At 67.5% G+C, this 24,970-nt stretch carries 24 protein-coding genes; 11 read left to right on the top strand and 13 right to left on the bottom strand.

The annotated features are described in order from the left end of the window. Nucleotides 1–20: 20 nt before the first annotated feature. From ACVXZ4_RS04355 to ACVXZ4_RS04385, 7 genes are all read left to right on the top strand, one after another. Entirely contained in the window at nucleotides 21–1,508 is a 1,488-nt protein-coding gene (locus tag ACVXZ4_RS04355; protein ID WP_461797921.1) for an alpha,alpha-trehalose-phosphate synthase (UDP-forming), read from the top strand. Then, a complete protein-coding gene (gene otsB, locus ACVXZ4_RS04360) occupies nucleotides 1,508–2,323 on the top strand; it encodes a trehalose-phosphatase (protein WP_461797011.1) in 816 nt (271 codons plus the stop codon). The genes ACVXZ4_RS04355 and otsB overlap by 1 nt, the downstream gene beginning before the upstream one ends. Before the next feature lie 174 nt (nucleotides 2,324–2,497). Next, complete coding sequence (ilvD, locus tag ACVXZ4_RS04365; protein ID WP_461797012.1) at nucleotides 2,498–4,195, top strand: dihydroxy-acid dehydratase; 1,698 nt, start codon at nucleotides 2,498–2,500, stop codon at nucleotides 4,193–4,195. A gap of 60 nt (nucleotides 4,196–4,255) precedes the next feature. Next, on the top strand, nucleotides 4,256–6,055 hold the full coding sequence (locus ACVXZ4_RS04370) for an acetolactate synthase large subunit (RefSeq protein ID WP_461797013.1): 1,800 nt from the start codon (nucleotides 4,256–4,258) through the stop codon (nucleotides 6,053–6,055). A 4-nt stretch (nucleotides 6,056–6,059) separates the two neighbouring features. Next, nucleotides 6,060–6,566, top strand: coding sequence for an acetolactate synthase small subunit (ilvN, locus tag ACVXZ4_RS04375; RefSeq protein ID WP_461797014.1), 507 nt, complete (start codon nucleotides 6,060–6,062; stop codon nucleotides 6,564–6,566). Between the two features lie 56 nt (nucleotides 6,567–6,622). Then, nucleotides 6,623–7,648, top strand: coding sequence for a ketol-acid reductoisomerase (gene ilvC / locus ACVXZ4_RS04380; RefSeq protein ID WP_461797015.1), 1,026 nt, complete (start codon nucleotides 6,623–6,625; stop codon nucleotides 7,646–7,648). A gap of 134 nt (nucleotides 7,649–7,782) precedes the next feature. Beyond that, nucleotides 7,783–8,421 carry a DUF998 domain-containing protein gene (locus ACVXZ4_RS04385; protein ID WP_461797016.1) on the top strand — a complete coding sequence of 213 codons (639 nt, stop codon included), beginning with the start codon at nucleotides 7,783–7,785 and terminating at the stop codon, nucleotides 8,419–8,421. Nucleotides 8,422–9,121: 700 nt separating this feature from the next. On the opposite strand, the gene ACVXZ4_RS04390 is transcribed toward ACVXZ4_RS04385, so the two are convergent. The 5 genes from ACVXZ4_RS04390 to cobA are packed head-to-tail and all read right to left on the bottom strand — an operon-like array spanning nucleotide 9,122 to nucleotide 12,637. Next, nucleotides 9,122–9,379, bottom strand: coding sequence for a DUF6510 family protein (locus ACVXZ4_RS04390; protein ID WP_461797017.1), 258 nt, complete (start codon nucleotides 9,377–9,379; stop codon nucleotides 9,122–9,124). Then, nucleotides 9,379–10,134: a ferredoxin reductase gene (locus ACVXZ4_RS04395; RefSeq protein ID WP_461797018.1), complete on the bottom strand. Its 756-nt coding sequence runs from the start codon at nucleotides 10,132–10,134 to the stop codon at nucleotides 9,379–9,381. The genes ACVXZ4_RS04390 and ACVXZ4_RS04395 overlap by 1 nt, the downstream gene beginning before the upstream one ends. 7 nt (nucleotides 10,135–10,141) lie before the next feature. Continuing rightward, a complete protein-coding gene (locus ACVXZ4_RS04400; protein ID WP_461797019.1) occupies nucleotides 10,142–10,735 on the bottom strand; it encodes a sulfite oxidase-like oxidoreductase in 594 nt (197 codons plus the stop codon). A gap of 39 nt (nucleotides 10,736–10,774) precedes the next feature. Beyond that, nucleotides 10,775–11,545, bottom strand: a complete 771-nt coding sequence (locus ACVXZ4_RS04405; protein WP_461797020.1) for a hypothetical protein — start codon at nucleotides 11,543–11,545, stop codon at nucleotides 10,775–10,777. Nucleotides 11,546–11,599: 54 nt separating this feature from the next. Next, a complete protein-coding gene (gene cobA / locus ACVXZ4_RS04410) occupies nucleotides 11,600–12,637 on the bottom strand; it encodes a uroporphyrinogen-III C-methyltransferase (protein WP_461797021.1) in 1,038 nt (345 codons plus the stop codon). A gap of 171 nt (nucleotides 12,638–12,808) precedes the next feature. Between cobA and moaA the strand changes: the two genes are divergently transcribed. Together moaA and ACVXZ4_RS04420 are read left to right on the top strand one after the other, a co-directional pair. Continuing rightward, nucleotides 12,809–13,906: a GTP 3',8-cyclase MoaA gene (gene moaA, locus ACVXZ4_RS04415; RefSeq protein WP_461797022.1), complete on the top strand. Its 1,098-nt coding sequence runs from the start codon at nucleotides 12,809–12,811 to the stop codon at nucleotides 13,904–13,906. Further along, a complete protein-coding gene (locus tag ACVXZ4_RS04420; protein ID WP_461797023.1) occupies nucleotides 13,899–14,141 on the top strand; it encodes a MoaD/ThiS family protein in 243 nt (80 codons plus the stop codon). The genes moaA and ACVXZ4_RS04420 overlap by 8 nt, the downstream gene beginning before the upstream one ends. Nucleotides 14,142–14,159: 18 nt before the next feature. On the opposite strand, the gene ACVXZ4_RS04425 is transcribed toward ACVXZ4_RS04420, so the two are convergent. The 8 genes from ACVXZ4_RS04425 to ACVXZ4_RS04460 form a co-directional block, all read right to left on the bottom strand. After that, a complete protein-coding gene (locus tag ACVXZ4_RS04425; RefSeq protein WP_461797024.1) occupies nucleotides 14,160–14,699 on the bottom strand; it encodes a hypothetical protein in 540 nt (179 codons plus the stop codon). A 67-nt stretch (nucleotides 14,700–14,766) separates the two neighbouring features. Beyond that, on the bottom strand, nucleotides 14,767–16,284 hold the full coding sequence (locus ACVXZ4_RS04430; RefSeq protein ID WP_461797025.1) for an alkaline phosphatase: 1,518 nt from the start codon (nucleotides 16,282–16,284) through the stop codon (nucleotides 14,767–14,769). Between the two features lie 136 nt (nucleotides 16,285–16,420). Continuing rightward, nucleotides 16,421–16,990 carry a hypothetical protein gene (locus ACVXZ4_RS04435; RefSeq protein ID WP_461797026.1) on the bottom strand — a complete coding sequence of 190 codons (570 nt, stop codon included), beginning with the start codon at nucleotides 16,988–16,990 and terminating at the stop codon, nucleotides 16,421–16,423. After that, nucleotides 16,990–18,483: an alkaline phosphatase family protein gene (locus ACVXZ4_RS04440; RefSeq protein ID WP_461797027.1), complete on the bottom strand. Its 1,494-nt coding sequence runs from the start codon at nucleotides 18,481–18,483 to the stop codon at nucleotides 16,990–16,992. The genes ACVXZ4_RS04435 and ACVXZ4_RS04440 overlap by 1 nt, the downstream gene beginning before the upstream one ends. A 185-nt stretch (nucleotides 18,484–18,668) precedes the next feature. Next, nucleotides 18,669–19,085: a molybdenum cofactor biosynthesis protein MoaE gene (locus ACVXZ4_RS04445; RefSeq protein ID WP_461797028.1), complete on the bottom strand. Its 417-nt coding sequence runs from the start codon at nucleotides 19,083–19,085 to the stop codon at nucleotides 18,669–18,671. Beyond that, nucleotides 19,078–20,046: a bifunctional molybdenum cofactor biosynthesis protein MoaC/MoaB gene (gene moaCB, locus ACVXZ4_RS04450; protein ID WP_461797029.1), complete on the bottom strand. Its 969-nt coding sequence runs from the start codon at nucleotides 20,044–20,046 to the stop codon at nucleotides 19,078–19,080. Before moaCB ends, ACVXZ4_RS04445 begins: the two co-directional genes overlap by 8 nt. Next, nucleotides 20,043–21,233, bottom strand: a complete 1,191-nt coding sequence (locus tag ACVXZ4_RS04455) for a molybdopterin molybdotransferase MoeA (protein ID WP_461797030.1) — start codon at nucleotides 21,231–21,233, stop codon at nucleotides 20,043–20,045. The genes moaCB and ACVXZ4_RS04455 overlap by 4 nt, the downstream gene beginning before the upstream one ends. Beyond that, nucleotides 21,233–22,318, bottom strand: a complete 1,086-nt coding sequence (locus ACVXZ4_RS04460) for a ThiF family adenylyltransferase (protein ID WP_461797031.1) — start codon at nucleotides 22,316–22,318, stop codon at nucleotides 21,233–21,235. The genes ACVXZ4_RS04455 and ACVXZ4_RS04460 overlap by 1 nt, the downstream gene beginning before the upstream one ends. A gap of 152 nt (nucleotides 22,319–22,470) precedes the next feature. On the opposite strand from ACVXZ4_RS04460, the gene ACVXZ4_RS04465 reads away from it, so the two are divergent. Both ACVXZ4_RS04465 and ACVXZ4_RS04470 read left to right on the top strand, forming a co-directional pair. Beyond that, complete coding sequence (locus ACVXZ4_RS04465; protein WP_461797032.1) at nucleotides 22,471–23,511, top strand: LacI family DNA-binding transcriptional regulator; 1,041 nt, start codon at nucleotides 22,471–22,473, stop codon at nucleotides 23,509–23,511. 141 nt (nucleotides 23,512–23,652) lie between these two features. Beyond that, complete coding sequence (locus ACVXZ4_RS04470) at nucleotides 23,653–24,918, top strand: ABC transporter substrate-binding protein (protein ID WP_461797033.1); 1,266 nt, start codon at nucleotides 23,653–23,655, stop codon at nucleotides 24,916–24,918. Nucleotides 24,919–24,970 lie beyond the last annotated feature (52 nt).

Consider the following 24,970-nt stretch of genomic DNA (forward strand, 5'->3'; position numbering starts at 1 on the left):
GTAACCTTGACGGCACAGTGATTTCTTCGACAAGCGGCACCTACGACTTCGTCGTCGTGTCCAACCGCCTCCCCGTCGATCGAGTGATCGAGGCCGACGGCACCGCCACCTGGAGCCGTTCGCCCGGAGGACTGGTCACTGCACTCGAGCCGGTGATGCGGCAGAACGAGGGCGCCTGGGTCGGGTGGGGCGGGCAGCCGGATCTCGAGCTCGATCCCTTCGATGCCGACGGCATCCACATCATCCCGGTGGCGCTCAGTGTGCTTGAGATCGAGCGCTACTACGAGGGATTCTCCAACGACACGCTCTGGCCGCTCTATCACGACGTGATCGCGCCGCCGAGCTACCACCGGGAGTGGTGGGAGAGCTACGTCGAGGTGAACCAGCGGTTCGCGGACGCTGCGGCGGAGGCGAGCGCCACCGGAGCGGTGGTCTGGGTGCAGGACTATCAGCTGCAGCTCGTCCCGAAACTGCTGCGCGAGATCCGCCCGGACCTCACCATCGGATTCTTCAACCACATCCCGTTCCCGCCCTACGGCATCTACTCGCAGCTCCCGTGGCGCACCCAGATCATCGAGGGACTCCTCGGAGCCGACGTCATCGGCTTCCAGCGGGTGGCCGACGCGAGCAACTTCCAGCGCGCGGTGCGCCGTCTGAAGGGCTACGCCACCAAGGGATACCAGGTCGAGGTGCCTCTCGTTGACGGATCTCCCGGCGTGCGAGTGTTCGGCGAGATCAAGCGCCACGGCTCGTTCCGCACCGTCGTCGCCCGCGCCTTCCCGATCTCGATCGACAGCGCGAGTTTCGAACAGCTCGCGCGAACCCCGCAGGTGCAGGAGCGGGCGAAGCAGATCCGCATCGAACTCGGCAACCCGCGCACGGTCATGCTCGGGGTCGACCGACTCGATTACACCAAGGGCATCACCCATCGACTCAAGGCCTACGGCGAGCTGCTCGCCGAGGGCCGGCTGAGTTCGGAGGATGTCACGCTCGTGCAGGTCGCCAATCCGAGCCGTGAGCGCGTGCAGGCCTACATGGCGCTTCGTGACGACATCGAGCTCACGGTCGGCCGCATCAACGGCGACTACGGCACGATCGCGCACGTGCCGATCAGCTACCAGCACCATGGGTTCCCTCGCGACGAGATGGTGGCCCTCTATCTCGCCGCCGACGTGATGCTCGTCACGGCACTGCGCGACGGCATGAACCTCGTGGCCAAGGAATACGTCGCCTGTCGGTTCGACGACGGGGGAGTGCTGATCCTGAGCGAGTTCGCCGGGGCATCCGACGAATTGAAGCGTGCTCTCCTCATCAACCCGCACGATATTGACGGGGTGAAGGAGGCGATCCTGAAGGCCATCTCGATGCCGAAGAGCGAACGGACGGCGCGTATGCGTTCGCTGCGCAAGCGCGTCCTCGAGCACGATGTCTCGCGCTGGTCGCGGGACTTCCTCGAGGTGCTGGAAAGTCTCGCGCACCACGGATCCGAAGGGCACGAGCGCGCCTGATGGTCGACGTCGACACCCCTCCCAACTTCTCCCGACTGCCAGAGCCGTTCATCGGTGCCCTGCGCGAGCTCGCCCGCACGCGGCGCCTTCTGGTGGCCCTCGACTTCGACGGCACCCTCGCGCCGGAGGTGGATGCCCCGGAACACGCCCGCGCGCTCCCCGAGGCGCGCGCCGCCGTGCTGCGCCTCAACGACATGCCCAACACGCGGGTGGCCCTCGTCTCCGGTCGCGCCCTGGACAGCCTGATCGCCGTCTCCGACCTGCCGGACAGCGTGCTGCTCGTCGGGTCGCACGGCATCGAACTGCGGCTCGACAACCCCGGCGACAGCGTGACGCTCAACACCACCGAGTTCAAGCGGATCGATGTGCTCGGCGAGGTGCTCGGCGAGGTCGCCAACTCGTTCGACGAGGTCTGGCTCGAAGAGAAGCCCGCCGGATTCGCGCTGCACACCCGGCTCGCGTCGGAGCACAACAGTCGCATCGCGCACCTGGTGGCGCGCAGCGAGACCGCGGCGGAACTCGACGACCTCACCATCCGCAGTGGCAAGAATGTGCTGGAATTCTCCGTGCGATCCACCACGAAGGGCGAGGCGGTCGAGCACCTGCGCACCTACACGAACGCGACCGCCGTCTTCTATGCGGGCGACGACGTGACCGACGAGGATGCCTTCGCCGCCCTCGGCGCGGATGACGTCGGCCTCAAGAGCGGGCACGGCACCACGCTCGCGAATTTCCGGGTCGGAGGGCCCATCGACGTGGCCCGGGCGATCAACCTGCTCGCCGACCTCCGCGAGGGCGACGTCCACGAGCAGTAGCGCAGTCGCATCCGGCCGCCCCTCAGTTTCTTCGTCCTTTCCCAAAACGCAGGAGATCCGCCACGAAAGGGCACCTTTCGCGGCGGAACGGCACCGTTGGTGGCGGATCTCCTGCGTTTTGGGTCGGGGTGGGCAGAGACAGTCCGGCGGTGACGGCGTTCTAGACTCTGTTACATGCCCGAAACAGTTGACTGGAAGCCCCGCTCGCGCACCGTGACCGACGGGATCGAAGCCATGACGTCCCGCGGCATGCTGCGCGCCGTCGGAATGGGCGACAGCGACTGGGAGAAGCCGCAGGTCGGCATCGCCAGCTCGTGGAACGAGATCACCCCCTGCAACCTCAGCCTCGACCGCCTCGCCCAGGCCGCGAAAGAGGGTGTGCACTCCGGCGGCGGCTACCCACTGCAGTTCGGCACCATCTCCGTCAGCGACGGCATCAGCATGGGCCACGAAGGCATGCACTTCTCCCTGGTGAGCCGCGAAGTGATCGCCGACTCCGTCGAGGTAGTCATGCAGGCCGAGCGACTCGACGGGTCAGTGCTGCTCGCCGGCTGCGACAAGTCCCTTCCGGGCATGCTGATGGCCGCCGCTCGTCTCGACCTCTCCTCGGTGTTCCTCTACGCCGGCTCGATCGCCCCCGGCTGGGTGCGCCTCAGTGACGGCACCGAGAAGGAGGTCACGATCATCGATTCCTTCGAGGCGGTCGGTGGCGTCAAGGCCGGCACCATGAGCGACGAGGATGCCTACGCCATCGAGTGCGCGATCGCCCCCGGCGAAGGTGCCTGCGGCGGCATGTACACGGCCAACACCATGGCGAGCGTCGCCGAGGCGCTGGGGATGGCCCTTCCTGGCTCCACCAGTCCCGCCGCGGCCGACCGCCGCCGCGACTACTTCGCACACAAGAGTGGCGAGGCTGTCGTGAACCTGCTGCGCCTCGGGATCACCACCCGCGACATCCTCACCAAGGATGCGTTCGAGAATGCGATCGCCGTCGCCATGGCCCTCGGGGGATCGACCAACGTCGTGCTCCACCTGCTCGCCATCGCCTGGGAAGCGGATGTCGACCTCACCCTCGACGACTTCAATCGAATCGGTGACACGATCCCGCACCTCGCCGACATGAAGCCATTCGGCCAGTTCGTGATGAACGACCTCGATCGCCGCGGCGGCATCCCGGTGCTCATGAAGGCGCTGCTGGATGCCGGGCTCCTGCACGGCGACGCGCTTACGGTCACCGGCAAGACGCTCGCCGAGAACCTCGCCGAGCTGAACATCCCTCCTCTCGACGGGAAGGTCCTCCGCACGCTCGACAACCCGATCCATGCGACCGGCGGGCTCACGATCCTGCACGGCTCGTTCGCTCCGGAGGGTGCCGTCGTCAAGACCGCAGGCTTCGACGCCAAGGTATTCGAGGGCCCGGCCCGCGTCTTCGAACGCGAACGCGCCGCAATGGACGCGCTCACCGAGGGCAAGATCGGCAAGGGCGACATCGTCGTCATCCGCTACGAAGGCCCGAAGGGCGGCCCCGGGATGCGCGAGATGCTCGCCATCACGGCCGCCATCAAGGGAGCCGGGCTCGGCAAGGATGTACTACTCTTGACTGACGGACGATTCTCAGGCGGCACAACCGGACTGTGCATCGGCCACATAGCACCCGAAGCGGTGGACGCAGGTCCTATCGCCTTCGTGCGCGATGGTGATCTAATACGGGTCGATATCGCCGCTCGTTCCCTCGATCTACTTGTCGACGAGACCGAGCTAGCCGCTCGCCGCTCTGGCTGGGCTCCGCTTCCCCCGCGCTATACCCGTGGCGTTCTTGCAAAGTACTCGAAGCTCGTGCACTCCGCTGCGGAGGGCGCGATCACGGGTTGACCCGAGGCGGGTCGACCCGCCCCTCACCATTCGCACTCTATGTCTCGCAAGGAATATTCAATGTCCACGGAAACAGCTCCCGTGCCAGCATCACCGACGAAGAGACCAGCCGAGCCTGAGATCCTCACCGGATCGGGCGCGATCCTGCGCTCGCTCGAGAACCTCGGCGTCACCGATGTCTTCGGCCTCCCCGGCGGCGCGATCATGCCGTTCTACGACGAGTTGATGTCATCGACAGGCATCCGCCACATCCTGGTTCGCCACGAGCAGGGTGCCGGTCACGCCGCGGAGGGTTACGCGTCATCCACCGGTCGGCTCGGGGTCTGCATCGCGACTTCCGGACCCGGTGCCACGAACCTGGTGACCGCGATCGCGGATGCCTACATGGACTCCGTGCCTCTGCTCGCCATCACCGGCCAGGTGTTCTCGACGCTGATGGGAAGCGACGCCTTCCAGGAGGTCGACATCGTGGGGATCACGATGCCGATCACCAAGCACTCCTTCCTGGTGACCCGACCGGAAGACATCCCGGCGACGATCGCCGCGGCCTACCACATCGCGACCACCGGACGCCCGGGGCCGGTGCTGGTGGATGTCACCAAGGACTGCCAGCAGAACAGCGCGCCGTTCATCTGGCCGCCGAAGCAGGATCTTCCCGGGTACCGGCCGGTGTTGAAGGCCCACGGCAAGCAGATCCAGGCGGCGGCACAGCTGCTCGCCGAGGCGAAGCGCCCGGTCTTCTACGTAGGCGGTGGAGTGATCCGCGCCAAGGCATCCGCAGAACTGCTCGAACTCGCCGAACTCGTGGGCGCACCGGTTGTGACGACTCTCATGGCCCGTGGCGCGTTCCCCGACTCCAACCCGCTGAACCTCGGCATGCCCGGGATGCACGGCACGGTGCCGGCGGTGCTCGCCATCCAGGAATCCGACCTGCTCATCTCGCTCGGGGCGCGCTTCGACGACCGGGTCACCGGTAAGCCCAGCGAATTCGCCCCGGACGCGAAGGTCGTGCATGTCGACATCGACCCGGCCGAGATCTCCAAGATCCGTCTCGCCGATGTTCCGATCGTCGGTGATGCCAAGGACGTCATCGCCGACCTCACTATCGCCTTCAGAGAGGCGACCGTGACCACACCCTCCGACCTCACGGCCTGGTGGGAGCGCCTCGACCTGCTTCGCGCTCGCTTCCCGTTGGGTTACGACGAGCCCGAAGACGGCCTGCTGTCTCCGCAATACGTGATCGAGCGCATCGGCCAGCTCACCGGCCCGGAGGCGATCTACGCGTCCGGCGTCGGCCAGCACCAGATGTGGGCGGCGCAGTTCATCAAGTACGAGCGCCCGAACTCCTGGCTCAACTCCGGCGGCGCGGGCACCATGGGCTACGGGGTCCCCGCAGCGATGGGCGCCAAAGTCGCCGAGCCCGAGCGCACGGTGTGGGCGATCGATGGTGATGGTTGCTTCCAGATGACCAATCAGGAACTCGCAACCTGCACGATCAACAAGATCCCGATCAAGGTCGCGATCATCAACAACTCCTCGCTCGGCATGGTGCGCCAGTGGCAGACGCTGTTCTACGACGGCCGCCATTCGTTCACCGACCTCAACACGGGCCATGACACGGTGATGATCCCGGACTTCGTGAAGATGGCGGACGCGTATGGCGCGCTCGGCATCCGGGTGCGCAACAAGGAAGACGTGGATGCCGCGATCAAGCTCGCCAACGAGACGAACGACCGCCCGGTGGTGATCGACTTCATCGTGAGCCCGCACTCGATGGTCTGGCCGATGGTGCCACAGGGCGTCGGCAACTCCAATGTGCAATACGCGAAAGACCACGCCCCGTCGTGGGACGAGGAGTAGGCCGATGACCCACGTTCTCTCCCTCCTCGTCGAGGACAAACCCGGACTCCTCACCAGGGTCGCCGGCCTGTTCGCCCGCCGCGGGTTCAACATCGAGAGCCTCGCGGTCGGAGCGAGCGAGATCCCCGGGCTTTCCCGCATCACCGTGGTGGTGGATGTGGAGGAGCTGCCTCTCGAACAGGTGACCAAGCAGCTGAACAAGCTCATCAACGTGATCAAGATCGTCGAGCTCGATCCGTTGCAGACCGTCGAGCGCGAGCACATGCTCATCAAGGTGCGGGTCGACAACACCACGCGAAGCCAGATCCTCGAAGCGGCCACCCTCTTCCGTGCCCGCATCGTGGATGTCGCGACCGACGCTCTCGTCATCGAGGTCACCGGCGACACCGCCAAGGTGCAGGCGCTGCTCAAGGTGCTCGAGCCTTACGGGATCAAGGAGATCGCGCAGTCGGGCCTCCTCGCGATCGGCCGCGGTTCTAAGAGCATCACCGAGCGAGTCTTCAAGAACTAGGAGCACGCGTAGCGCGCCCGGCCCACTCAACCAGCAGAAACCGAAAAGGAAATAAAGTGACCGAAATCTTCTATGACAAAGACGCCGACCTCGCCCTCATCCAGGGCAAGAAGGTCGCCGTCATCGGATACGGATCGCAGGGCCACGCGCACGCGCTGAACCTCCGCGACTCTGGCGTCGAGGTCGTCGTCGGCCTGAAGCCGGATTCCAAGTCCGTCGTCAAGGCACAGGAGGCCGGCTTCACCGTGCTGTCGTCTGCCGAGGCGGCCGAGTGGGCCGACGTGATCGTCATCCTCGCGCCCGACCAGCACCAGCGCGGACTGTACGCCGCCGACATCCAGCCGCACCTCGTCGCGGGTAACGCGATCCTTTTCGGCCACGGCTTCAACATCCGCTTCGGCTACATCACCGCGCCGGAGGGCGTCGATGTGATCATGGTCGCGCCAAAGGGACCGGGCCACACCGTGCGCCGCGAGTTCGAGGCCGGTCGTGGCGTTCCCGTCATCGTCGCCGTCGAGCAGGATGCCTCAGGCCAGGCCTGGCAGCTCGCCTGGTCGTATGCCAAGGCGATCGGCGGCCTGCGCGCCGGCGGCATCAAGACCACCTTCACCGAGGAGACCGAGACCGACCTGTTCGGCGAGCAGGCAGTTCTCTGCGGCGGTGTCTCGCAGCTCGTTCAGTATGGCTTCGAGACCCTGACCGAGGCCGGCTACCAGCCGCAGATCGCGTACTTCGAGGTGCTGCACGAGCTGAAGCTCATCGTCGACCTGATGTGGGAGGGCGGCATCGCCAAGCAGCGCTGGAGCGTCTCCGACACCGCTGAGTACGGCGACTACGTCTCCGGCCCGCGCGTCATCGACCCCCACGTGAAGGAGAACATGCAGGCCGTTCTCGCCGACATCCAGTCGGGTGCCTTCGCCGAGCGTTTCATCGCCGACCAGGATGCCGGAGCACCGGAGTTCCTCGAGCTCCGCGCCAAGGGTGCCGCTCACCCGATCGAGGCCACCGGCAAGGAGCTGCGCGCTCTGTTCGCCTGGAAGCAGGTCGACGAGGACTACACCGACGGCTCCGCCGCCCGCTAGTCATCTCTCGAAGGGGCCCCGGTTTTCATCGAACCGGGGCCTCTTCGGCGGTTCCGGGCCGGCGTGCCAGCCCGGTGTGTCCGTACTCGCCCTTCTTGGAGCAAAGGTGTGCCTCGATGCGAGAGTCTTGGGTGATGAGCTCACCGCCGACGCCGTCGACGGCCAACCGCGTTCGCCGGGCGTTCGCCGTCGCGGCGATGCTCCTCGTTCTGCTCTACGTGTCGATCGATGTGGTGCTGCAGTGCCTGCCGCCGCACTACTCGGTGGTGAGTGACGCAGAGAGCGATCTCGCTGTCGGGCCATTCGGCTGGGCGATGGGCCTCAACTTCCTGGCGAGGGCCGCGATGAGCGGATGCATCGTGGTGGCGGTCTCCCTCACCGCTCCGGCCGCGCGACGGCGCACCGCCGGCTCGGTGCTGCTCGCGCTGGCGGGACTCTGCTCGGCGGCTCTGGTCTTCTTTCCGACCGACGTCAACCGCGCGGGCGAGTTCGGCATGACCCCGCGCACGACCGTCGGTCTCGTGCACGTGGTGTTCGCGACATCCGGATTTCTCGCCGTGCTTGTGGCGATGGGGCTGCTGACCGCCTGGATCGGTCGTCCCCGCGCGGTTACCATGTTCTTCTTCGTGGCGCTCGCCGGGCTGGTGCTTCTCGGACTGAGCCTCGCCGTGCTGCCGCAGGTGGTCGGCCTCACCGAGAGGATCTGCCTCATAGGCATCCTCGGCTGGGCGTTCGTACTGTGCCTCCGGTTGCGATTGCCCTTAGCCGCTTGACTCCAGCAGTTGTTGTGGGGTCGACTGCAAGACGCTTTCCCACTCAGGGATTCAACACCACTCGCTTGCGTTGCAGGAGTTACGCACCGTCGCCCATCGCACGTTCGCGTGCGGGTACCGGGGTGAGGATGGCGCAGCCCGGCAGGCTGTGGTGGGGGATACGCCGTCGGCGGTATACCGTGGCGGGGATACGGCGTCGCGGCATACCGTGGCGGGGATACGGCGTCGCGGCGGGAGGCGTAACCCCCGCCGCGAAGCCACTTCAGCGCCGTGCGGGGTCGTAACCCCCGCCGCGAACACCGTCGCGACTCGATCTTCCATGATCGGCGGGAGGTCCTGCAGCCCGGTCACCACAGCCTGGTTCCGTGATGCTCCGAGGGCGAAAAACACGGATCCGCATCTCGTCTGGAACGCCGCCGCCGGGCGTGACCACCGAGAAACGCGCATGGAGTCGCGACGCGAAGGCTGCGTCGGCCGGGAGGCTTCCCGTCAGGGCGGGAATATGCCCTCGCGGCGGGGGGCACAACCCCCGCCGGGATGCATCGGAACCGCCGCGAGTTGGTGTTACCCCCGCCGCGGGCTCACGGTAGCGCGTAACCCCCGCCGCGGGCTCACGGTAGCGCGTTACCCGCGCCGCGAGGCGGCGTTACCCCCGCCGCGGGCTCACCGTAGCGGGTTACCCCCGCCGCCAGAGCGGAAGCTAGCGGGGCACCTTCAGCCAGGACATGCCGCGCAGCTCGAGGCAGACGCCGTCGGGCTCCTCGACGATCACCATGAGCACGTCGTCGCACTGGCCGCAACGCACCACGTAGCCGGTGGGATCGGCATACACCCTCGCCCGCGCGAGCTCGGAGATGTCACCGCAGCCGAGGCAGCGGGCGGTCGCCATGGTGAGATCCGCGGAGAACAGCTCCGAGAGCGGCCCTGCAAGCGCATTGCCGTCAACGGGTTCGGGCATCAGGCACCTCCGAAACGTTCGGTCTTCACACGGTGCGGATCATGGCCGAGAGCGACGAGGTCGTTCGCGACGGTCTCGACGAACCCGGTGGGGCCGCAGACGAACACGGCGGGAGCGAGGGACGAAGCGAAGGCGGATGCCTCGAGATCGGCCCGCGCGATGCGTCCGGCCGGGCGGGCCCAGCCGTCCGGTGTTCGCCGGGTGTACAGCCACGTGACGTCGAGGTGGGGAGTCGGCGCCTCGAGCTCCGAACGGAAGAACGCGTCATCCGGGGTGCGTACCGAGTAGAGCAGTCGGAACGGCGCCGTGCTGCCGGAGGCGGTGTGGGACCGCACCATCGCCATCAGCGGCACGATTCCGGACCCCCCACCGATGAGCTGCACCGGTTCGGTCTGTGCCGGCCTCCAGACGAACCAGCCGCCGAGGGGACCGCGCAGCTCGAGCTCGTCCCCGGGCTGGAGGTCGTCGACGAGATAGGGAGAGACCTCTCCGGTGGGGAACCGGTCGACGGCGAACTCGACCCGGTCACCGTCGTCGGCGGACGCGACGGAGTAGGAGCGCACGGCCTGGTATCCGTCGGGGGCGGTGAGGCGCACGTCCGCGTGCTGCCCGGCGAGGTTTCCGCCCCAGCCCGGCACATCGAGCACGATGCTGCGTCCCGTGGGCGTTTCGGTATTGGTCGACACGACCACGCCGACATGCCAGAGGCCGACCCGGTGGGGCGGTGCATCCCGGGTCTCACGTTCCGTTGTCAACGACCTGTCACCAATAGCGCTGCTCGAGCCACGGGTCGCCATACAGGTGGTAGCCGTTCTGCTCCCAGAAACCCGGCTCGTCGGAGGGCATCATCTCCAGCGAGCGGATCCACTTGGCGCTCTTCCAGAAGTACAGGTGGGGGATGAGCAGTCGTGCGGGGCCGCCGTGTTCGGGATCGAGGGGCTCGCCGTCGAACTCGAACGCGATCCAGGCTTTGCCGTCGAGCAGATCCTCGAGTGGCACGTTGGTGGTGTACCCGCCATAGGAGTGGGCCATCACGTACTCGTCGCTCGTCTCGACCCCGGCGAACAGGGTGTCGAGGGAGACGCCACGCCAGCTGGTGCCGAACTTCGACCAGCGGGTGACGCAGTGGATGTCGGTGTCGATGTCTTCGATCGGGAGGGCGTGAAGCTCGTCCCAGCTCCACCGATGGAGCGTCGCATCATCGGTGCGGATACTGAATTCCCAGTCCGCCGTATCGATGTCTGGAGTTGGACCGGCCGACAGCACCGGGAAGTCCGCGGTGAGGTACTGGCCGGGAGGAAGCTCGGGATTGTGTTCGCGACTGCGGCCGGTGAAACCGCGAGAGATGACAGCCATGAGATGCTCCTTCGGTTGAGCCAACACTACCGATCGTCACTACTCCCGGTCGAGTCCCCCCATGCGTTCGAGTACCGCGTGCACCAGCTCGATCTCGGCATCGGGGGTGATGTGGTGGTTGAGGTAGATGCCCTCGAGCCAGGACAGAACCTCCTCGCGTTCGAGCCCCACGGCCGACCAGTCCACGCCCTGCTCGGCGGAGGTCACCGGCTCGCCGGACACCGGATCGAGCCAGGCGCGGGCGATCGTGCGATCGGGGGCCGCGCCGTCCACCGGATTCCAGAGAAGGGCGATCGGATGGTTCTCGCCATCGACATGGTCCTGGCTGACAGTGCCGGACCCGAGCCAGGGCAATGTGAGGATCTCCCCCTCGATCTCCACCTCGATCAGGTCGAGTTGGGCGGGCTCCGTCTCGCAGACGTAGAGGGGGTATCCCTCCTCGTGCCACGCGGCGGCCTCCTCGATGTCTTCCATGAGCTCGGGCATCCGCTCGAAGAAGTTGCCGGCGAGAGCGGTCGCCCAGGAGAGCAGTACGGCAGTGTCGGCCCCGTTCCAGGGGCTGTTCTCGCTCGCATCGCCGCTCGCACCGTGGAAATGGTGCTCGCCGCCGGACGAACCGAGGTCAAGATGCAGCTGCCCGTCGTCGTAACCGACGTAGAGGGAGACCACGTTTTCGTCGTCCTGCCACTCGGCGAAGATCTCGGGCTCGCGCAGTGCCGGCGGAAGGGTGATCTTCGCCGCACGCTTGTCGCCGAGGTCGAAGACCGCCTGGAAGATCGTATTCGGCAGTCGCAGCGTTTCGTCAGGCATGGAGACAACTCTTCCACGTCTGGTGGCCTCCTGAGTCGTGGTGTGCCCGCTCGGCTACCGCACCAGGCGCGCCGCCTGCGCCAGCAGCTCCGCGGCCTGTCCATCGTCGCGGTGTGCCATCCGAACCACCTCCCCGATCACGATGACCGCCGGAGATCGGATGCCCGTGCGCGTCGCGCTGTCGACGACGGTGCCGATCGACGCGATGGTGGTGCGTTGGCTTTCCGAGAAGGCGCGCTCGATGATGGCGATCGGCATCGAAGCGTCCATCCCGTGTCGTGCCAGCCCCGCCGAAAGGTGGGGGAGGGTGCCGATGCCCATGAGTACGACTATCGTGCTGCCAAGGCCGACGAGGTGAGCCAGCTGCTCGTCGGTGAACGGCGCGTGGCCCGAGACCACCGTGAACATGCGACTCACCTCCCGGTGGGTAACCGGGATCCCGGCGATTCCCGGCGCCGCGATCGCGCTCGAGACCCCCGAGATGATGCTCACCGGCACGCCGGCCTCCCGGCAGGCGAGCACCTCTTCCCCGCCGCGCCCGAAGACGAACGGATCCCCTCCTTTGAGTCGCACGACGGTCAGGCCGGCGAGGGCGCTTGCCACGAGCATCCGCTCGACCTCGGCCTGGGGCACGGCGTGGTGACCGGGGAGTTTTCCCACATCGACCCGCTCGGCGCCGGGCGCCCAGTCGGCGAGCCGGTCGTGCGGCCCCAGCCTGTCGAAGTAGACGATGTCGGCGGCCCGGAGAGCGCGCATCGCCGCGACAGTCATGAGACCCTCCTCGCCCGGTCCCCCGCCGACGAGGGTCACATGCCCGAGCGGGCCCGTCGCGGCGGCAGTCTCGCGGGTGAGCCAGACCGCATGCTCGGTGGCGAGCGCGGAGATCGATCGGTCGAGCGCCGGTGCGACGCCGACGAGCACGACGAGGTCGGCGGCGCCGATCTGCGCCCGTACCTCCTCTGTCACAGACGGCCCGGTCGCGAGGCGCACCGTCGCCCCGGCGGCCCGGTAGCGGGCGATCGCTCGCCGAGAGGCGTGGGGCTCACCGACCAGGAGCACGCGTCGGCCGGAGACGTCGAGGTTCAGGTCCATGGTGGGGTCCTTCTGCCTGTGGCGGCGTTGAGATGGGTGGGGACCAGCGTAGGAGCCGGCCGGGCAGACTCATCGGGCGGGCGTAACACGGCGAGATGTTTGCGGTACGCGTCGCCGTCGCCGTACCAGGCTCGCAGCGCTGATACCGACCCGGTCACGTAGGCTGAATCCATGACTTCGCTCGCGCTCGGCATCCCCGGGATCCGGCGCGATCCCGCCCGCCTTCCGCCGACCGTCGGGCGTCCCGATGACGCCGGACTGCTGGATACCTTCGGCCGCACCGCCCGCGATCTGCGCATCTCGATCACCGAGAAGTGCTCGCTGCGCTGCACGTACTGCATGCCGGAACAGGGCCTTCCTGCGATCGCTCGCGACGACCTGCTCACCGCGACGGAGATCGCGCGCCTCGTCGAGATCGCCGTTCGCGACCTCGGGGTGCGCGACATCCGTTTCACCGGGGGAGAGCCGCTCATGCGGGCGGACCTGGCCGAGATCATCGCCCGTTCGTCCGCTGTCGCCGGGCTGTCCGACGGCACGAAGGCGTCCATCTCGATGACGACCAACGCGATCGGTCTCGACCACCGCATCCACGAGCTGGTGGAGGCGGGGCTCGACCGCATCAACATCTCCCTCGACACCGTCGACCGCGACCACTTCGCCCGTCTCACCCGGCGGGACAGGCTCCCCTCGGTGTTCGCCGGCATCCAGGCGGCGAAAGATGCCGGACTCACTCCGCTCAAGATCAATGCGGTGCTGATGCGCGACACCCTCGCCGGGGCTGCCGACCTGCTCGAGTGGTCCCTCGCCAACGGGGTGCGCCTGCGTTTCATCGAGCAGATGCCCCTCGACGCCGACGAGGCCTGGGCGCGCGACAACATGGTGGATGCCGCGGAGCTGCTCGGCGTGCTCGGTGCACGTTTCACCCTCAGCCAGCCCCACCGCGACGATCCGTCGGCGCCTGCCGAGGAATGGATCGTCGACGGACATCAGCTCGAGGGCCGGCCCGCCACCGTCGGCATCATCGCCTCGGTGACCCGCTCGTTCTGCGAAGCCTGCGACCGCACGCGCGTCACTGCTGAGGGCACCGTGCGATCGTGCCTGTTCGGCGACGACGAGACCGACCTTCGGGCACTGCTGCGCGACGGATCCGATGATGCGACGATCGCCACCTGGTGGCGGGCCGCCCAGTGGGGCAAGCAGGCCGGTCATGGGATGGACCGGGACGACTTCGTGCGCCCGCACCGCAGCATGGGCGCGATCGGTGGCTGACGTTCTCGTGCGCTACTTCGCGTCCGCCGCCGAGGCTGCCGGCCGCGAGGAAGAGCGCCTGCCCGCCGTGGCGACGGTGGGCGAGTTGCGGGCCCTTCTCGCCGACCGGTATGGAGACGGCATGCGCCGGGTGCTTGCAACCGGATCATTTCTCGTCGACGGGATCGTCAGCCGAGACGACTCGCGCGCGCTCGGTGCCCGGGTCGACGTGCTTCCGCCGTTCGCCGGGGGATGAGCCCGGTCGAAGCCACCGCTACTCGTTGACGAGGACGGGCACGCCGATCGACGCCGACACCGCACGCCCGGCGAGCTCCGTCGGCACCGCGACCCGGAACGGAATTGATTCGACCGGAGTGCCGGTGACCGGGTCGACCGGGCCGTCATCAGTCGCGTGATAAACGAAACGGTCGCTGCCGATCAGTGATCCGCCGGCGTCGTAGAACCCGGCGATGACCTCGAGGTCGAGCACCGCGCTCACGTCGCTCGTCACACGGAGGGCTCCGCTCACGCTCGCGCCGTCGAAGGCGAGACCGTCGACCGCGAACCGATCGTCGAACGGACCGGCGGCCGTGCCCACTTCGCCGGGTTTCGGATGAAGGAGGCGGATGCCGGCGAGCTCCGGCGCTCCGCTCGGCGCAACCAGTCCGGGAAGCGTGGTCTTCACGGCGTCCGTCGGCAGCGGGGCCGCGGCGTCGGTGCGCGCCATCGCGGTCACGCCGATCGCGATCGAGCCGGCGACCACGACGGCTGCTGCGGCGACGGCGATGGCGATGATCGGGCGTGGTCTCTTCATGGGGGTGTCCTTGCAGATCGACGCTCCGGGCCGGGGATACACTCCCCGGCCCGGACCGTGCGGGGTGCTACTTGATGACGCGAAGCGCCTTGCCGACGATGCCGAACAGTGCGGTGTTGTCGATGGTGCCATCCAGCTGGTCGGACCCCGGTCCGAAGGCGTACACCGGAACATCAGCCCCGGTGTGGTTGCCCGACAGGTAGGTCAGCCAGAGGCCGGCCTCCGGCGATCCGTCGACCACGCCGGCCGGGTCGCTCGGGATGCGGAACGTCGCCGGGGCGAAGTTCTTCGGGTCGGCGGAGCCTGCACCGTTGATGATCCCGGTCGAGCGGGTGGCGTCCTTGGCGTTGTTCGGGCGGGTCGGCGTCGAGTTGTTCGCGGTGTTGCCCGAGTCGACATTCGTCGGAGGGGCGGTCGCTTCGGCGTTGGTGAAGGTGCCCTTCTCGATGATGTTGAAGCCGGCGCACTCGTGGTCGGCGGTGACGATGACGAGGGTGTTGCCGTCCTTCGCCGCAAACTCCTTGGCGATCTTCACCGAGTCGTCGAAGGCCTTCATCTCACCGAGGGTCTGCGCCGCATCGTTGGCGTGCGACCGCTTGTCGATCAGTGCGCCCTCGACCTGCAGGTAGAAGCCTTTGCCGGCGCTCTTGTCCTTTGAGTTCGCCTTGCTGGTGAGGAGCGCGATCGCCTTGCTCGTCATCTCGGGGAGGGTCGGCTCCTGAGCTTGCACAGAGGCGGGGTTGTCCTGCTTGGCCTTCTCGATGGTGAGGTTGCCCTTGTTGAAGAGGCCGAACACCTTCTGGCCGGATGCCGAGGCCAGGTCCGTCTTGGTGGCGACGGTCTGGCTGGTCGGGGAGCCGAGCACGGAGTAGCCCTGGTCTTTCAGCGCCTTCTCATCGGCGGCGTCGAACCGGCTGAGTCCTCCGCCGAGGATGACGTCCGCGGTACCGTTGCGGGCGATCTGGTCGGCGATCGGGGTCACCCGGATGTCGCTGGTCGGAAGCGCGGTGCCGGTGATCGAGAGATCCTGGCACGCGGCATCCGAGTAGACCGGCCCCTGGCATCCGCGCGCGAGGGCGTGGCTCATCTGGCCGGCGGGGGTGGCATCCGTGATCTCCGCGGTGGAGACGTTGCCGGTGCGCAGGCCAGCCTTCTTGGCGAGCTCCATGACCGTCGGCTTGACCGCACCGGTGGCATCGATGCCGAGGGCCGCGTTATAGGTCTTGACTCCGGACGACCAGGCGGTCGCGGCGGAAGCCGAGTCGGTGACGGGGTTGGGGTGGAAGTTCTTCGAACCGGGCTGGCCCGACAGCTTCTCGACAGCATAGGTGCTGACGTAGCCCTGCGAGGGGAGTGTCTCCATGGCGAGCTTGCCGTCTGTGCCGTAGAAGCGCTCGCGGGCCGCGGTGACGTGGGTGCGTCCCATCCCGTCGCCGAGCAGGTAGATCACGTTCTTGGCGCGCCCGCGGTCGTCGCCGGAGTCGCCGTGTGCGGAGGCAACGCCGGCGGTCCCGGCCACAACGGCGGTGGCCACGAGCGCGGTGATGAGGGTTGCGGAGGTGAGAACAGGGATTCGTCGTCGCATGAGTATTCTCCTGGGTCTGCGGGTCTGCGGGTCTGCGGGAGTGCGGCAGTGCTGGAGTGCCCTGCCACGCCAGCACAGTAGAAGACCCGGATGACCCCCGAATGGCCGGAAGGTTAACGACCGGCGGTGACGCGCGCTAATCCAGTTCGATATTGAAGTCCCAGAGTGCGATCGGATGCCCGGATGGCTGCCAGGTCACCTGCGCCGCCCCGCTGGTGAAGGTGCCCGACACCACCAGCACAGCCGGGGCGCCCGGAGCGGCGGTCGCGCTCGCCGAACCGACCGGCGTGAGCGGGACGACGGCGCCGGTCTCGTCGCGACAGATGAGGTCGGAGGCGACGAGGGGGATGGATCCCCGTGCGGACTTCACGGTCAGGGTGATCGTCGCGGCGGTGGTGGCGCGGGCCGGCGAGGTGGCGACGGATGCCGCGGGCTGGGTGATCGTCTGGTCGGGACCGGTGGCGGTGGCGGTGCCGCGCGTGGCGGAGTCGATGACCACGAGCGTCGGCGCCCCCATCGCGAGCACCTGGGGCTTGCCGATGGTGGCTGTCGGCACCGGATCGACGGCCGGGGCCGTGGGGATCGGCACCGCCCCGAGCGAGGCGGTCACGGACTCGGCGGTCGGGGCGCTGCTGCAGCCACACAGCGCCCCGAGCAGAAGCAGAGAGGTGCCGAGGGCCGCCAGACCGACGCGGCGCGACGCCATCACTTGCCGTCGACCGGCACGGACTTCGTGACGATCTTCGCCGTCGGTGCCTCGTTGATGCTCGCCGTCGCAGCGTAGAGCGAGCTGCCCGACGGGGACGGCTTCAGTGCCCGTCCCGCGGCATTGTTGTACACGTCGGGTCCGAACGGCCGCAGTCCGTCGGTACCGGCGTAGGCGAGGTGGCCGTCACCGTCGATCCCTCCGCGGCGGATGCCGAAGGTGTCCTCGATGGTGCGCAACCAGCTGTAGTGGTTGTAGGGCTGGGCACTCACGGACCCGGGGGTGATGAAGCGGCTGATGAGAACCGCGCCGGTGATGCCGCCGCCGGGGGTGGTGTCCTGGTTGAAGGCCTGGAAGCCGGGCTGGGTCGTGTTCGGGCCCGGGAGTTCGCCACAGCAGGCGACCACCGACTGGGCGGTGTCGGCCTCAGCCTGGGCGGATGCCCCGGTGCCGGTGTCCGTGCCGAATGTGCTGTCTGCCGCGTACTGCTGGTCGGCGATCGAGTTGCCGTACATCTTGTAGGGAGGGAAGGCCTCGTCGAAGAGGATCTGGATCTCCCCGTCCTTTTGGAAGGCCGGCGACGCCATGATGGTGGGGATCCACTTCTTCAGGAACTGGTCGGCGGCGTAGAGCCCGCCCTGGTGGTTGTTCGGGTCGCCCGAGAGGTTGTCGCCCTTGCAGGTGGCGTCGTGGGCATCCGAGCAGTTGTTCGGGGTGATCCAGGAGAAGGCGGGAGTGGTCCTTTCCGACTTCAGGTCGTCGGCGAGGCTCGGGATGGCGGCGTGGCCCGTAGTGGCTTTGTAGCCGTCGAGCGGCACTACATTCGCGCAGTCGGCGGGGTTGTCGATGATCGAGTGGAACCAGGCGGCGGGGTTGTGCTTCGGCACGTACTGGTCGGTAGCAGTTGCCCCTCCGGGGTCGACGACTCCGGCACCGGAGGGGTCACCGGGGATCCCGCACTTGTAGACGTTCTCGCGCGTGGGATCGTTGCCCATGTCCTGGTTGTAGACCTTCCAGGAGACCTTCTTGGTGTCGAGCTGGTTGAAGATCGTCTGCACGGATGCCGGGTAGACGCAGCCGGTCGAGGCGTAGACCTGGCCGTCCGCCGCCGGAAGCCCTGGCGCGACATCCGTGTACTGGGGGCAATCGGCCTGGTTCGCCGGAGCGGGAGCCTGGCCGGAGACGGCACTGATGTAGTTGTCGAGCGAGTAGTGGCCTGTGCCGTAGTACTGGGTGAGCAGCTCGCCGTAGGAGGGGAGCGTCTTCCACAGGTAGTCGTTCTGGTTGAGCCCGGTGAACGTCGACTCGTAGGACTTGTTCTCGAGCATGATCGTCCACACGTGACCCACGTGCGGCGCATGGAATTCGCTGTGGTGAGCGCCGTCGGCGGTTTCGGCGAGTCCGGGCGATGCCGCCGCGATGCCCACTCCAGCCGCCGTGGCGATCGCCGCCAGTGATGCGATGATGACCTTTTTTGCCCGCGAGATTCTCATGGCCGTGCCCTCCGCTACCGAAATCGTGAGTCAATGGTGCTCTCTCGGGAGTGACCGGAGGTGAACGTCAGGTAACTAGTTGACGTCAAGTAACTAAATTGAGCGGCAGGCGCCCGCGCGCACACCTTCCTGAATGATGAAACAGCGGGGATGACGGCTCGGGAAGGGGAGGGAAGGGATGCCGGCTACAGTCCGACCCACTCGGTGGCGCCGTCGGCCAGGTGCTGCCGCTTCCAGATCGGAACTGACGTCTTGATCAGGTCGACGAGGCGCTCGCACGCGGCGAAGGCCTCCCCGCGGTGGGCCGCAGAGACTGCGGCTACGAGCGCGATATCGCCGACTGCAAGCGACCCGATGCGATGCGCGGCCGCCACGCGGAGGCCGGTCTCGGCCGCGATCGTGCGGCAGCAGTCCTCGAGGAAGCGGGCGGCATCCGGGTGGGCGGAGTACTCGAGCGCGGTGACGGCGAGCCCGTGGTCGTGATTGCGAACCACTCCCCGGAAGGTGACGAGGGCACCCTTCTCGTCATCCATCACGAAGTCCTCGATGGCGGTCGCGTCGAGCGGCTCGGCCGAGATGAGCGCGAGGATGTCGTCACTCATGGGCGCCCCCGCCCGCGACCTGCGCGACGAGGTGCTCGAGCAGCCCGTCGAGCACGGCGAGGCCGTCGCGCACTCCGCCGCGGGACCCCGGCAGGTTGATGACGACGGTGCCGTTGGCGGTGCCGGCGACCGCGCGGCTGAGCGCTGCGGTCGGGGTGGCCGAGAGCCCGCGCGCGCGGATCGCCTCGGCGACCCCGGGCAGCTCACGATCGAGCAGCGCGAGAGTGGCCTCCGGGGTGCGGTCGGTGGGACTGAGGCCGGTGCCTCCGGTCGTGATGATCACCGCGGGAGCGGATGCCACCACTCGGGCCAACTCGGCGGCGATGGCGGCGTCGGCCACGACGGTCACCGCGTCGACCGCGAACCCGCGGGCGCCGAGCCAGTCGGAGATCACCGGTCCGGTGGTGTCTTCGCGCGTCCCGGCGGCGGCGGCGGTGGAGGCCACGACGACGGCCGCGGTACCGGGGCGCACGGTCGGCGGTGCCAGCACGCCGTGCCGGGTCCAGTGCCCGCGTTTGCCACCGGTCTTCGACTCGAGGCGGATCTCCCCGAGCACCGCCGCCGGGTCCACCGCCTTGATCATGTCGTGGAGGGTGAGCCCGGCGATCGCGACCGCAGTGAGGGCTTCCATCTCGACGCCGGTCTGACCGACGGTCTTCGCCGTCGCCGACACCAGGATCGAGTCATCCGTGAACGAGAAGTCGATAATGACCGAGGAGAGCGGCACCTGGTGGCACAGCGGGATGAGCTCGCTGGTCTTCTTGGCTCCCGAGATGCCGGCGATGCGCGCCGTGGCGAGCACGTCGGCCTTCGGCAGGCCGTCGGCACGCACCAGAGCGATCACGTCGGGCGTGGTGACGAACCGCCCGGTCGCCGTGGCTGTTCGGGCGGTGACGGCCTTGTCGCCGACGTCGATCATGCGTGCACGACCTTCCGCGTCGAGATGGCTGAGCCCGCTCACAGGTCGATCGTTTCCACGAGGTCGCCCTCTTTCAGCTCGGTGATGTCTTCGGGGATGTCGAGAAGCAGGTCGGATGCCGCCAGCCCGGCCACGAGATGGGAGCTCGGCCCACCGACCACCTCGACCCGGCCGTCGGGCCGGGCGCGTCCGCGCAGGAACTGGCGCTTTCCGGGCGCGGAGCGCAGGTCGGCGGAGAGCCTCCGGGCCTGTCGGGGAGCGGCCGGGAGTCCGGCGGCCTCACGCAGGATCGGCGCCACGAAGACCTCGAACGAGATCTGGGTGCTCACCGGGTTGCCGGGGAAGCTGATCACCGGCACGCCATTGAAGACCCCCGTCGCCTGCGGTCCGCCCGGCTGCATGGCGATGTGCCCCACCTCGCCGCCGTTGGCCAGGAGAAACTCGCGCACGACCTCGTACTTGCCCATCGAGATGCCGCCGGAGGTGAGAATGAGGTCAGCATTCGACGCAGCGAAAAGGAGCGTCCCTCGAAGCTGCGAAACCTCGTCCTCCACCGGATGGATCGCGTAGGTCACGTTCGCTCCACACGCGGTCGCGGCGGCCGTGAGCGCGGTGCTGTTCGAATCGTAGATCTCCCCGGGGCCCGCCTGCCGACCCACCGGCGCGAGTTCCGCGCCCGTGCTGATCACGACGATCCGCACGCGGGTACGCACCTCGACGGCTCCGATTCCCGCGGCGGCAAGCGCGGCGAGGTGACGGGACGCGAGGCGGAGCCCCGCCGGCAGAAGGGGGTCCCCGGCGCGGAGGTCGCTTCCGCGGTCGCGCACGAATTCCCCGCTGGCGCGGCCCCGAAGGATCGTCACTGAGGCACCGCTCACCGTCGTATCTTCGACCGGAACGACGGCATCCGCACCCTCTGGAACGACGGCGCCGGTCATGATGCGCACCGCGGTTCCGGCGGCGAGTGGCGGCGGGGTCCCGGGCTGCGCGGCGACCTCGCCGACCACCGGAAGGGTCGCCGGCAGGTGCGCGAGGTCGGCCGCGACGACCGCGAATCCGTCCATCTGGGAGTTGCGAAAGAGCGGCAGATCCACGGGCGAGGGGATGGCGGCGACCGTCACGCGACCAAGGGCCTCTCCGAGCTCGACGGCCTCGGTTACCGTGGGCAGCGCGGGAGTGATGAGCGCGCGCACGTGAGCGGCGTGCTCCGCGACGTTGCGGTGGGCCATCAGTATCTCGCGACGCTCGGGTCGATGCGCCGTGACCAGGCGTCGATGCCGCCGTCCAGGCTGCGAGCGGGGATACCGTGCGCGCCGAGGAGCGCGACCGCGGTGGCCGAACGGATGCCCGCGTGGCAGTAGACGACCACCGGCCTCGAGCGGTCGATCTGCGCCATCGTGGATTCGAGGGACCCGAGCGGCAGCAGCGTCGACCCGGGCAGGCTCGCAATCTGCGCCTCCCAGGGCTCACGCACGTCGACGAGGGTGACCCCGTCGAGTGCTCCCGCGAGTTCTTCGACGGTGAAGTCGGTGCTGACGCCGCAGAACAGGTCGTAGTCGATCAGCCCGGTGATGGGCACGCCGTCCGGATCGCGGTTGTACGCGAGCTCGCGGAATCCGCCGCTGAGGGCGTCGTAGGTGGTGACCCGCCCGACGAGGGGTGTTCCGATTCCGGTGAGGATCTTCAGCACCTCTCCGGCCATGATCGATCCGATAACAGCCACGACGCTCGGCAGTACCCCACCAGCTTCGCAGGAGAGCACGGACCCGGGCGGCGGGGGAGTGGGAAACAGGTCGCGGTATTGCGGGCCACGCGCGGCCCAGGCCACCCCGGCCTGCCCGGCGTACTGGGATACTGCGCCCCAGACCAGGGGGATGCCGGTGAGCGTCGCCGCGTCGTTGGCGAGATAGCGGGTAGGGAAGTTGTCGCTGCCGTCGACGACCAGGTCGAAGCCGGCGAACAGGTCGAGCGCGGTGGCGGCGGTGAGGCGCGCGTCGACGGTGTGCACCGTGGTCGCGGGGTCGATGGCGGCCACCGCCTCCGCTGCCGAGCGCGCCTTCGCGTGCCCGACATCCGCCAGTCCGTGTGCGAGCTGGCGGTGCAGGTTGCTGAGTTCCACGGTGTCGTCGTCGATGATGCCGATCGTTCCGATGCCTGCTGCGGCCAGCGCAGGGATGACGCTGCTGCCGAGTCCGCCGGCGCCGATCACCAGCACGCGGGCATCCGTCAGCTTCTGTTGGGCCGCCGTTCCGAAGCCGGGCAGCGCGACCTGGCGGGAGTACCGCATCGAGTTCGGCGGCGGGGATGCTGGCATCCTTCGATTCTCGCAGGTGTGGGTGGTGTGGGGGTGATGGCGCAGGGCTCACAGACACTCGAGGTTCTGCGGGACCGGTTCGTGCCCGAGTGCGTTATGTTCCTGACGTGAGCACGTGCGGCGCCGCGGCGTCGCCGAGAAGAGGGGCAACGATGGATCGCACGGTACGGTCCCCGGCGACAATGCAAGACGTCGCCCTTCTGGCCAGAGTTTCGGTGAAGAGCGTGTCGAACGTGCTCTCGGGGTACGAGCACGTCTCCACAAAGATGCGCGACCGCGTGATGGCGGCCGTCAGTGAGCTCGACTACGAGATCAACATCTCGGCACGCAACCTGCGGGTTGGCCGCACCCACGTGCTTGGGCTGGCGGTACCGGAGCTCAGTCAGGCGTATTTCGCGGAGCTCGCGGATTCGGTGATCCGGGCAGCGGGCATGCGCGGGTACACCGTGCTCATCGAGCAGACCATTGCGGACCGCTCGATCGAAATCGGTGCCGTGGCCGCGATGCGCAAGCATTCGATCGACGGCCTCATCTACAGCCCACTCGCTCTCGGGACTGGTGATGTCGACCGACTCGACGTCGACTTCCCCCTCGTCGTCCTGGGGGAGCGCGTGACAGGGAGCCGGGCCGATCACGTGACTATGTCGAACGAAGCGGCGATGCGCGCCGCAACCGAGCACATCCTTGGCCTAGGGCGTCGCCGGATTGCGGTGATCGGTGCTCATCCGGACGGCCCTGTCGGTACTGGTGCCTCGCGGCTGCGCGGGTACACCGAAGCACTGCTCGCCCACGGGATCGATGTGGATCCGACCCTTGTCATGACGGCAGCCCTCTGGCATCGCACCAACGGCGTCGAAGCGATGGACCGTCTTCTTGAGAGCGGGGCATCCTTCGACGCCGTCGTCTGCTTCAACGACGCCCTGGCGCTCGGCGCGATGCGAGCGCTGCACAGAAGCGGGCTGCGGATCCCCGAGGACGTCGTGGTCGTTGGATTCGATGACATCGAGGATTCCGCCTATTCGACACCCTCGCTCACAACGGTCTCGCCTCGCCGCGATGACATCGCCCGGAGCGCCGTCGACCTGCTCGTAGACCGGATCGAGGGACTCGCGACGCGCACGGCACCCGAGCTCATCGAGATCGGATTCGCGCTGGTCATCCGCGAATCCTCCGTCGGAACACCGGCCGTCTGAACGCACTGGCCGGCACTTTCGCAGGTGCGTTGACACGAACAGTCCCCTTCCGTATGATCCTTATTTACATCGATGTAAATCTTGTACTCACAACTCGATCGCTTCCGAACAGAGACGTCGGAAGCAGTTAGCAGGTATTCAGTGAAGAAGCTGATTGGAGTCATGGCGGCTGCGGCGGTCGTGGCGGCAGGACTCACCGGCTGCGCCGGTCCTTCCGGCGACAGTGCCGGTGGAAAAGTATCCCTGACGTTCTGGCACGGCTATACGGAGGCAGACGGGGGAGTGCTCGACGATATCGTCAAGAAGTTCAACTCGTCGCAGAAGAACATCACCATCAAGACGCAGACGAAGACCTGGGCGGTCATCGACGACACACTGCTGCCCGCGTTGTCCTCGAAGAACGGCCCCGATATCGTCGCGATGACCTCCGACCGCCTCCCGGTCTATGCACAGAAGAACGCACTCATCAACCTGGACGACTTCTATTCGCAGGCGTCGAGCAACACCGCGGCACTCAAGACAGAGGCCGTCGCGATGGAGACTGTCGACGGCAAGAAGTTCGGAGTGCCGAGCGGATTCGTACCGCTGTCGGTCATTTACAACAAGACCCTCTTCGCCGCAGCCGGCATCACGGATTTCCCCACAACCTGGGACGAATGGGTGGCAGACGCGAAGAAGCTGACCGTGGACGCAAACGGGGATGGAACTCCGGAACAGTTCGGGCTCGCGCTTCCTGACCACGCAACGGTCGGTAACGGAATCTGGCCGAGTCTCTTCGCCGGCAACAGTGGTTCGATCACCAATGACGGCGCCACGAAGGCGACGATCGACTCGAAAGCAAACGTCGAGACACTCACCTACTGGGCGAATGCTATTCGCAAAGACAAGATTTCGCCGACCGGCCTCGACGGCATCGGCGCCGACAAGCTGTTCACCGCGGGCAAGACCGCGATGGAGGTCGGTGGTCCATGGATGGCCGGTGTCGCGACCGCATCCAAGATCGACTACGGCCTTGCCGCGATTCCTGCTGGACCCACAGCTCAGGCGTCCTCGGCGATCGGCATCTCCCTCGCTATCACCGCGCAGACCACCCCGGCCAAGCAGAAGGCGGCCGAGAAATTCCTCGCCTACTTCAACGAGAAGTCCACTGCCACCACCTGGTCGCTCGGCTCGGGCTGGCCCCCGCTGCGCACCGACGTGTCCGCTGCGGATGTCGAAGCGAACGCCACCGTCGCGAGCCTTACGAAGATCGCCCCTAACACCCGCGCTCTGCTCCCCGGAGTCGTGAACAGCACTGACGTGCTCACGGCGATCGACACTGCCACTCAGAAGGCCGTCGCCGGTGGTGACCCAGCGCAACTGCTGACCGAGGCGCAGTCGAGCATTCAGAGCGCTCTCGCGAAGTAGAACGCTGTATCACCCCAGCGAGTGGGGGCCCGCGAGCGGGCTCCCACTCCCG

It is taken from the genome of Lacisediminihabitans sp. FW035, assembly GCF_054880895.1.

Excerpts from the sequence above, each read along its gene's own strand:
- otsB (WP_461797011.1), top strand. The coding sequence starts at position 1,508 with ATGGTCGACGTCGACACCCCTCCCAACTTCTCCCGACTGCCAGAGCCG.
- ilvD (WP_461797012.1), top strand. The coding sequence starts at position 2,498 with ATGCCCGAAACAGTTGACTGGAAGCCCCGCTCGCGCACCGTGACCGAC.
- ACVXZ4_RS04370 (WP_461797013.1), top strand. The coding sequence starts at position 4,256 with ATGTCCACGGAAACAGCTCCCGTGCCAGCATCACCGACGAAGAGACCA.
- ilvN (WP_461797014.1), top strand. The coding sequence starts at position 6,060 with ATGACCCACGTTCTCTCCCTCCTCGTCGAGGACAAACCCGGACTCCTC.
- ACVXZ4_RS04385 (WP_461797016.1), top strand. The coding sequence starts at position 7,783 with ATGAGCTCACCGCCGACGCCGTCGACGGCCAACCGCGTTCGCCGGGCG.
- ACVXZ4_RS04390 (WP_461797017.1), bottom strand. The coding sequence starts at position 9,379 with ATGCCCGAACCCGTTGACGGCAATGCGCTTGCAGGGCCGCTCTCGGAG.
- ACVXZ4_RS04400 (WP_461797019.1), bottom strand. The coding sequence starts at position 10,735 with ATGGCTGTCATCTCTCGCGGTTTCACCGGCCGCAGTCGCGAACACAAT.
- ACVXZ4_RS04405 (WP_461797020.1), bottom strand. The coding sequence starts at position 11,545 with ATGCCTGACGAAACGCTGCGACTGCCGAATACGATCTTCCAGGCGGTC.
- cobA (WP_461797021.1), bottom strand. The coding sequence starts at position 12,637 with ATGGACCTGAACCTCGACGTCTCCGGCCGACGCGTGCTCCTGGTCGGT.
- moaA (WP_461797022.1), top strand. The coding sequence starts at position 12,809 with ATGACTTCGCTCGCGCTCGGCATCCCCGGGATCCGGCGCGATCCCGCC.
- ACVXZ4_RS04425 (WP_461797024.1), bottom strand. The coding sequence starts at position 14,699 with ATGAAGAGACCACGCCCGATCATCGCCATCGCCGTCGCCGCAGCAGCC.
- ACVXZ4_RS04430 (WP_461797025.1), bottom strand. The coding sequence starts at position 16,284 with ATGCGACGACGAATCCCTGTTCTCACCTCCGCAACCCTCATCACCGCG.
- ACVXZ4_RS04435 (WP_461797026.1), bottom strand. The coding sequence starts at position 16,990 with ATGGCGTCGCGCCGCGTCGGTCTGGCGGCCCTCGGCACCTCTCTGCTT.
- ACVXZ4_RS04440 (WP_461797027.1), bottom strand. The coding sequence starts at position 18,483 with ATGAGAATCTCGCGGGCAAAAAAGGTCATCATCGCATCACTGGCGGCG.
- ACVXZ4_RS04445 (WP_461797028.1), bottom strand. The coding sequence starts at position 19,085 with ATGAGTGACGACATCCTCGCGCTCATCTCGGCCGAGCCGCTCGACGCG.
- ACVXZ4_RS04455 (WP_461797030.1), bottom strand. The coding sequence starts at position 21,233 with ATGGCCCACCGCAACGTCGCGGAGCACGCCGCTCACGTGCGCGCGCTC.
- ACVXZ4_RS04460 (WP_461797031.1), bottom strand. The coding sequence starts at position 22,318 with ATGCCAGCATCCCCGCCGCCGAACTCGATGCGGTACTCCCGCCAGGTC.
- ACVXZ4_RS04465 (WP_461797032.1), top strand. The coding sequence starts at position 22,471 with ATGGATCGCACGGTACGGTCCCCGGCGACAATGCAAGACGTCGCCCTT.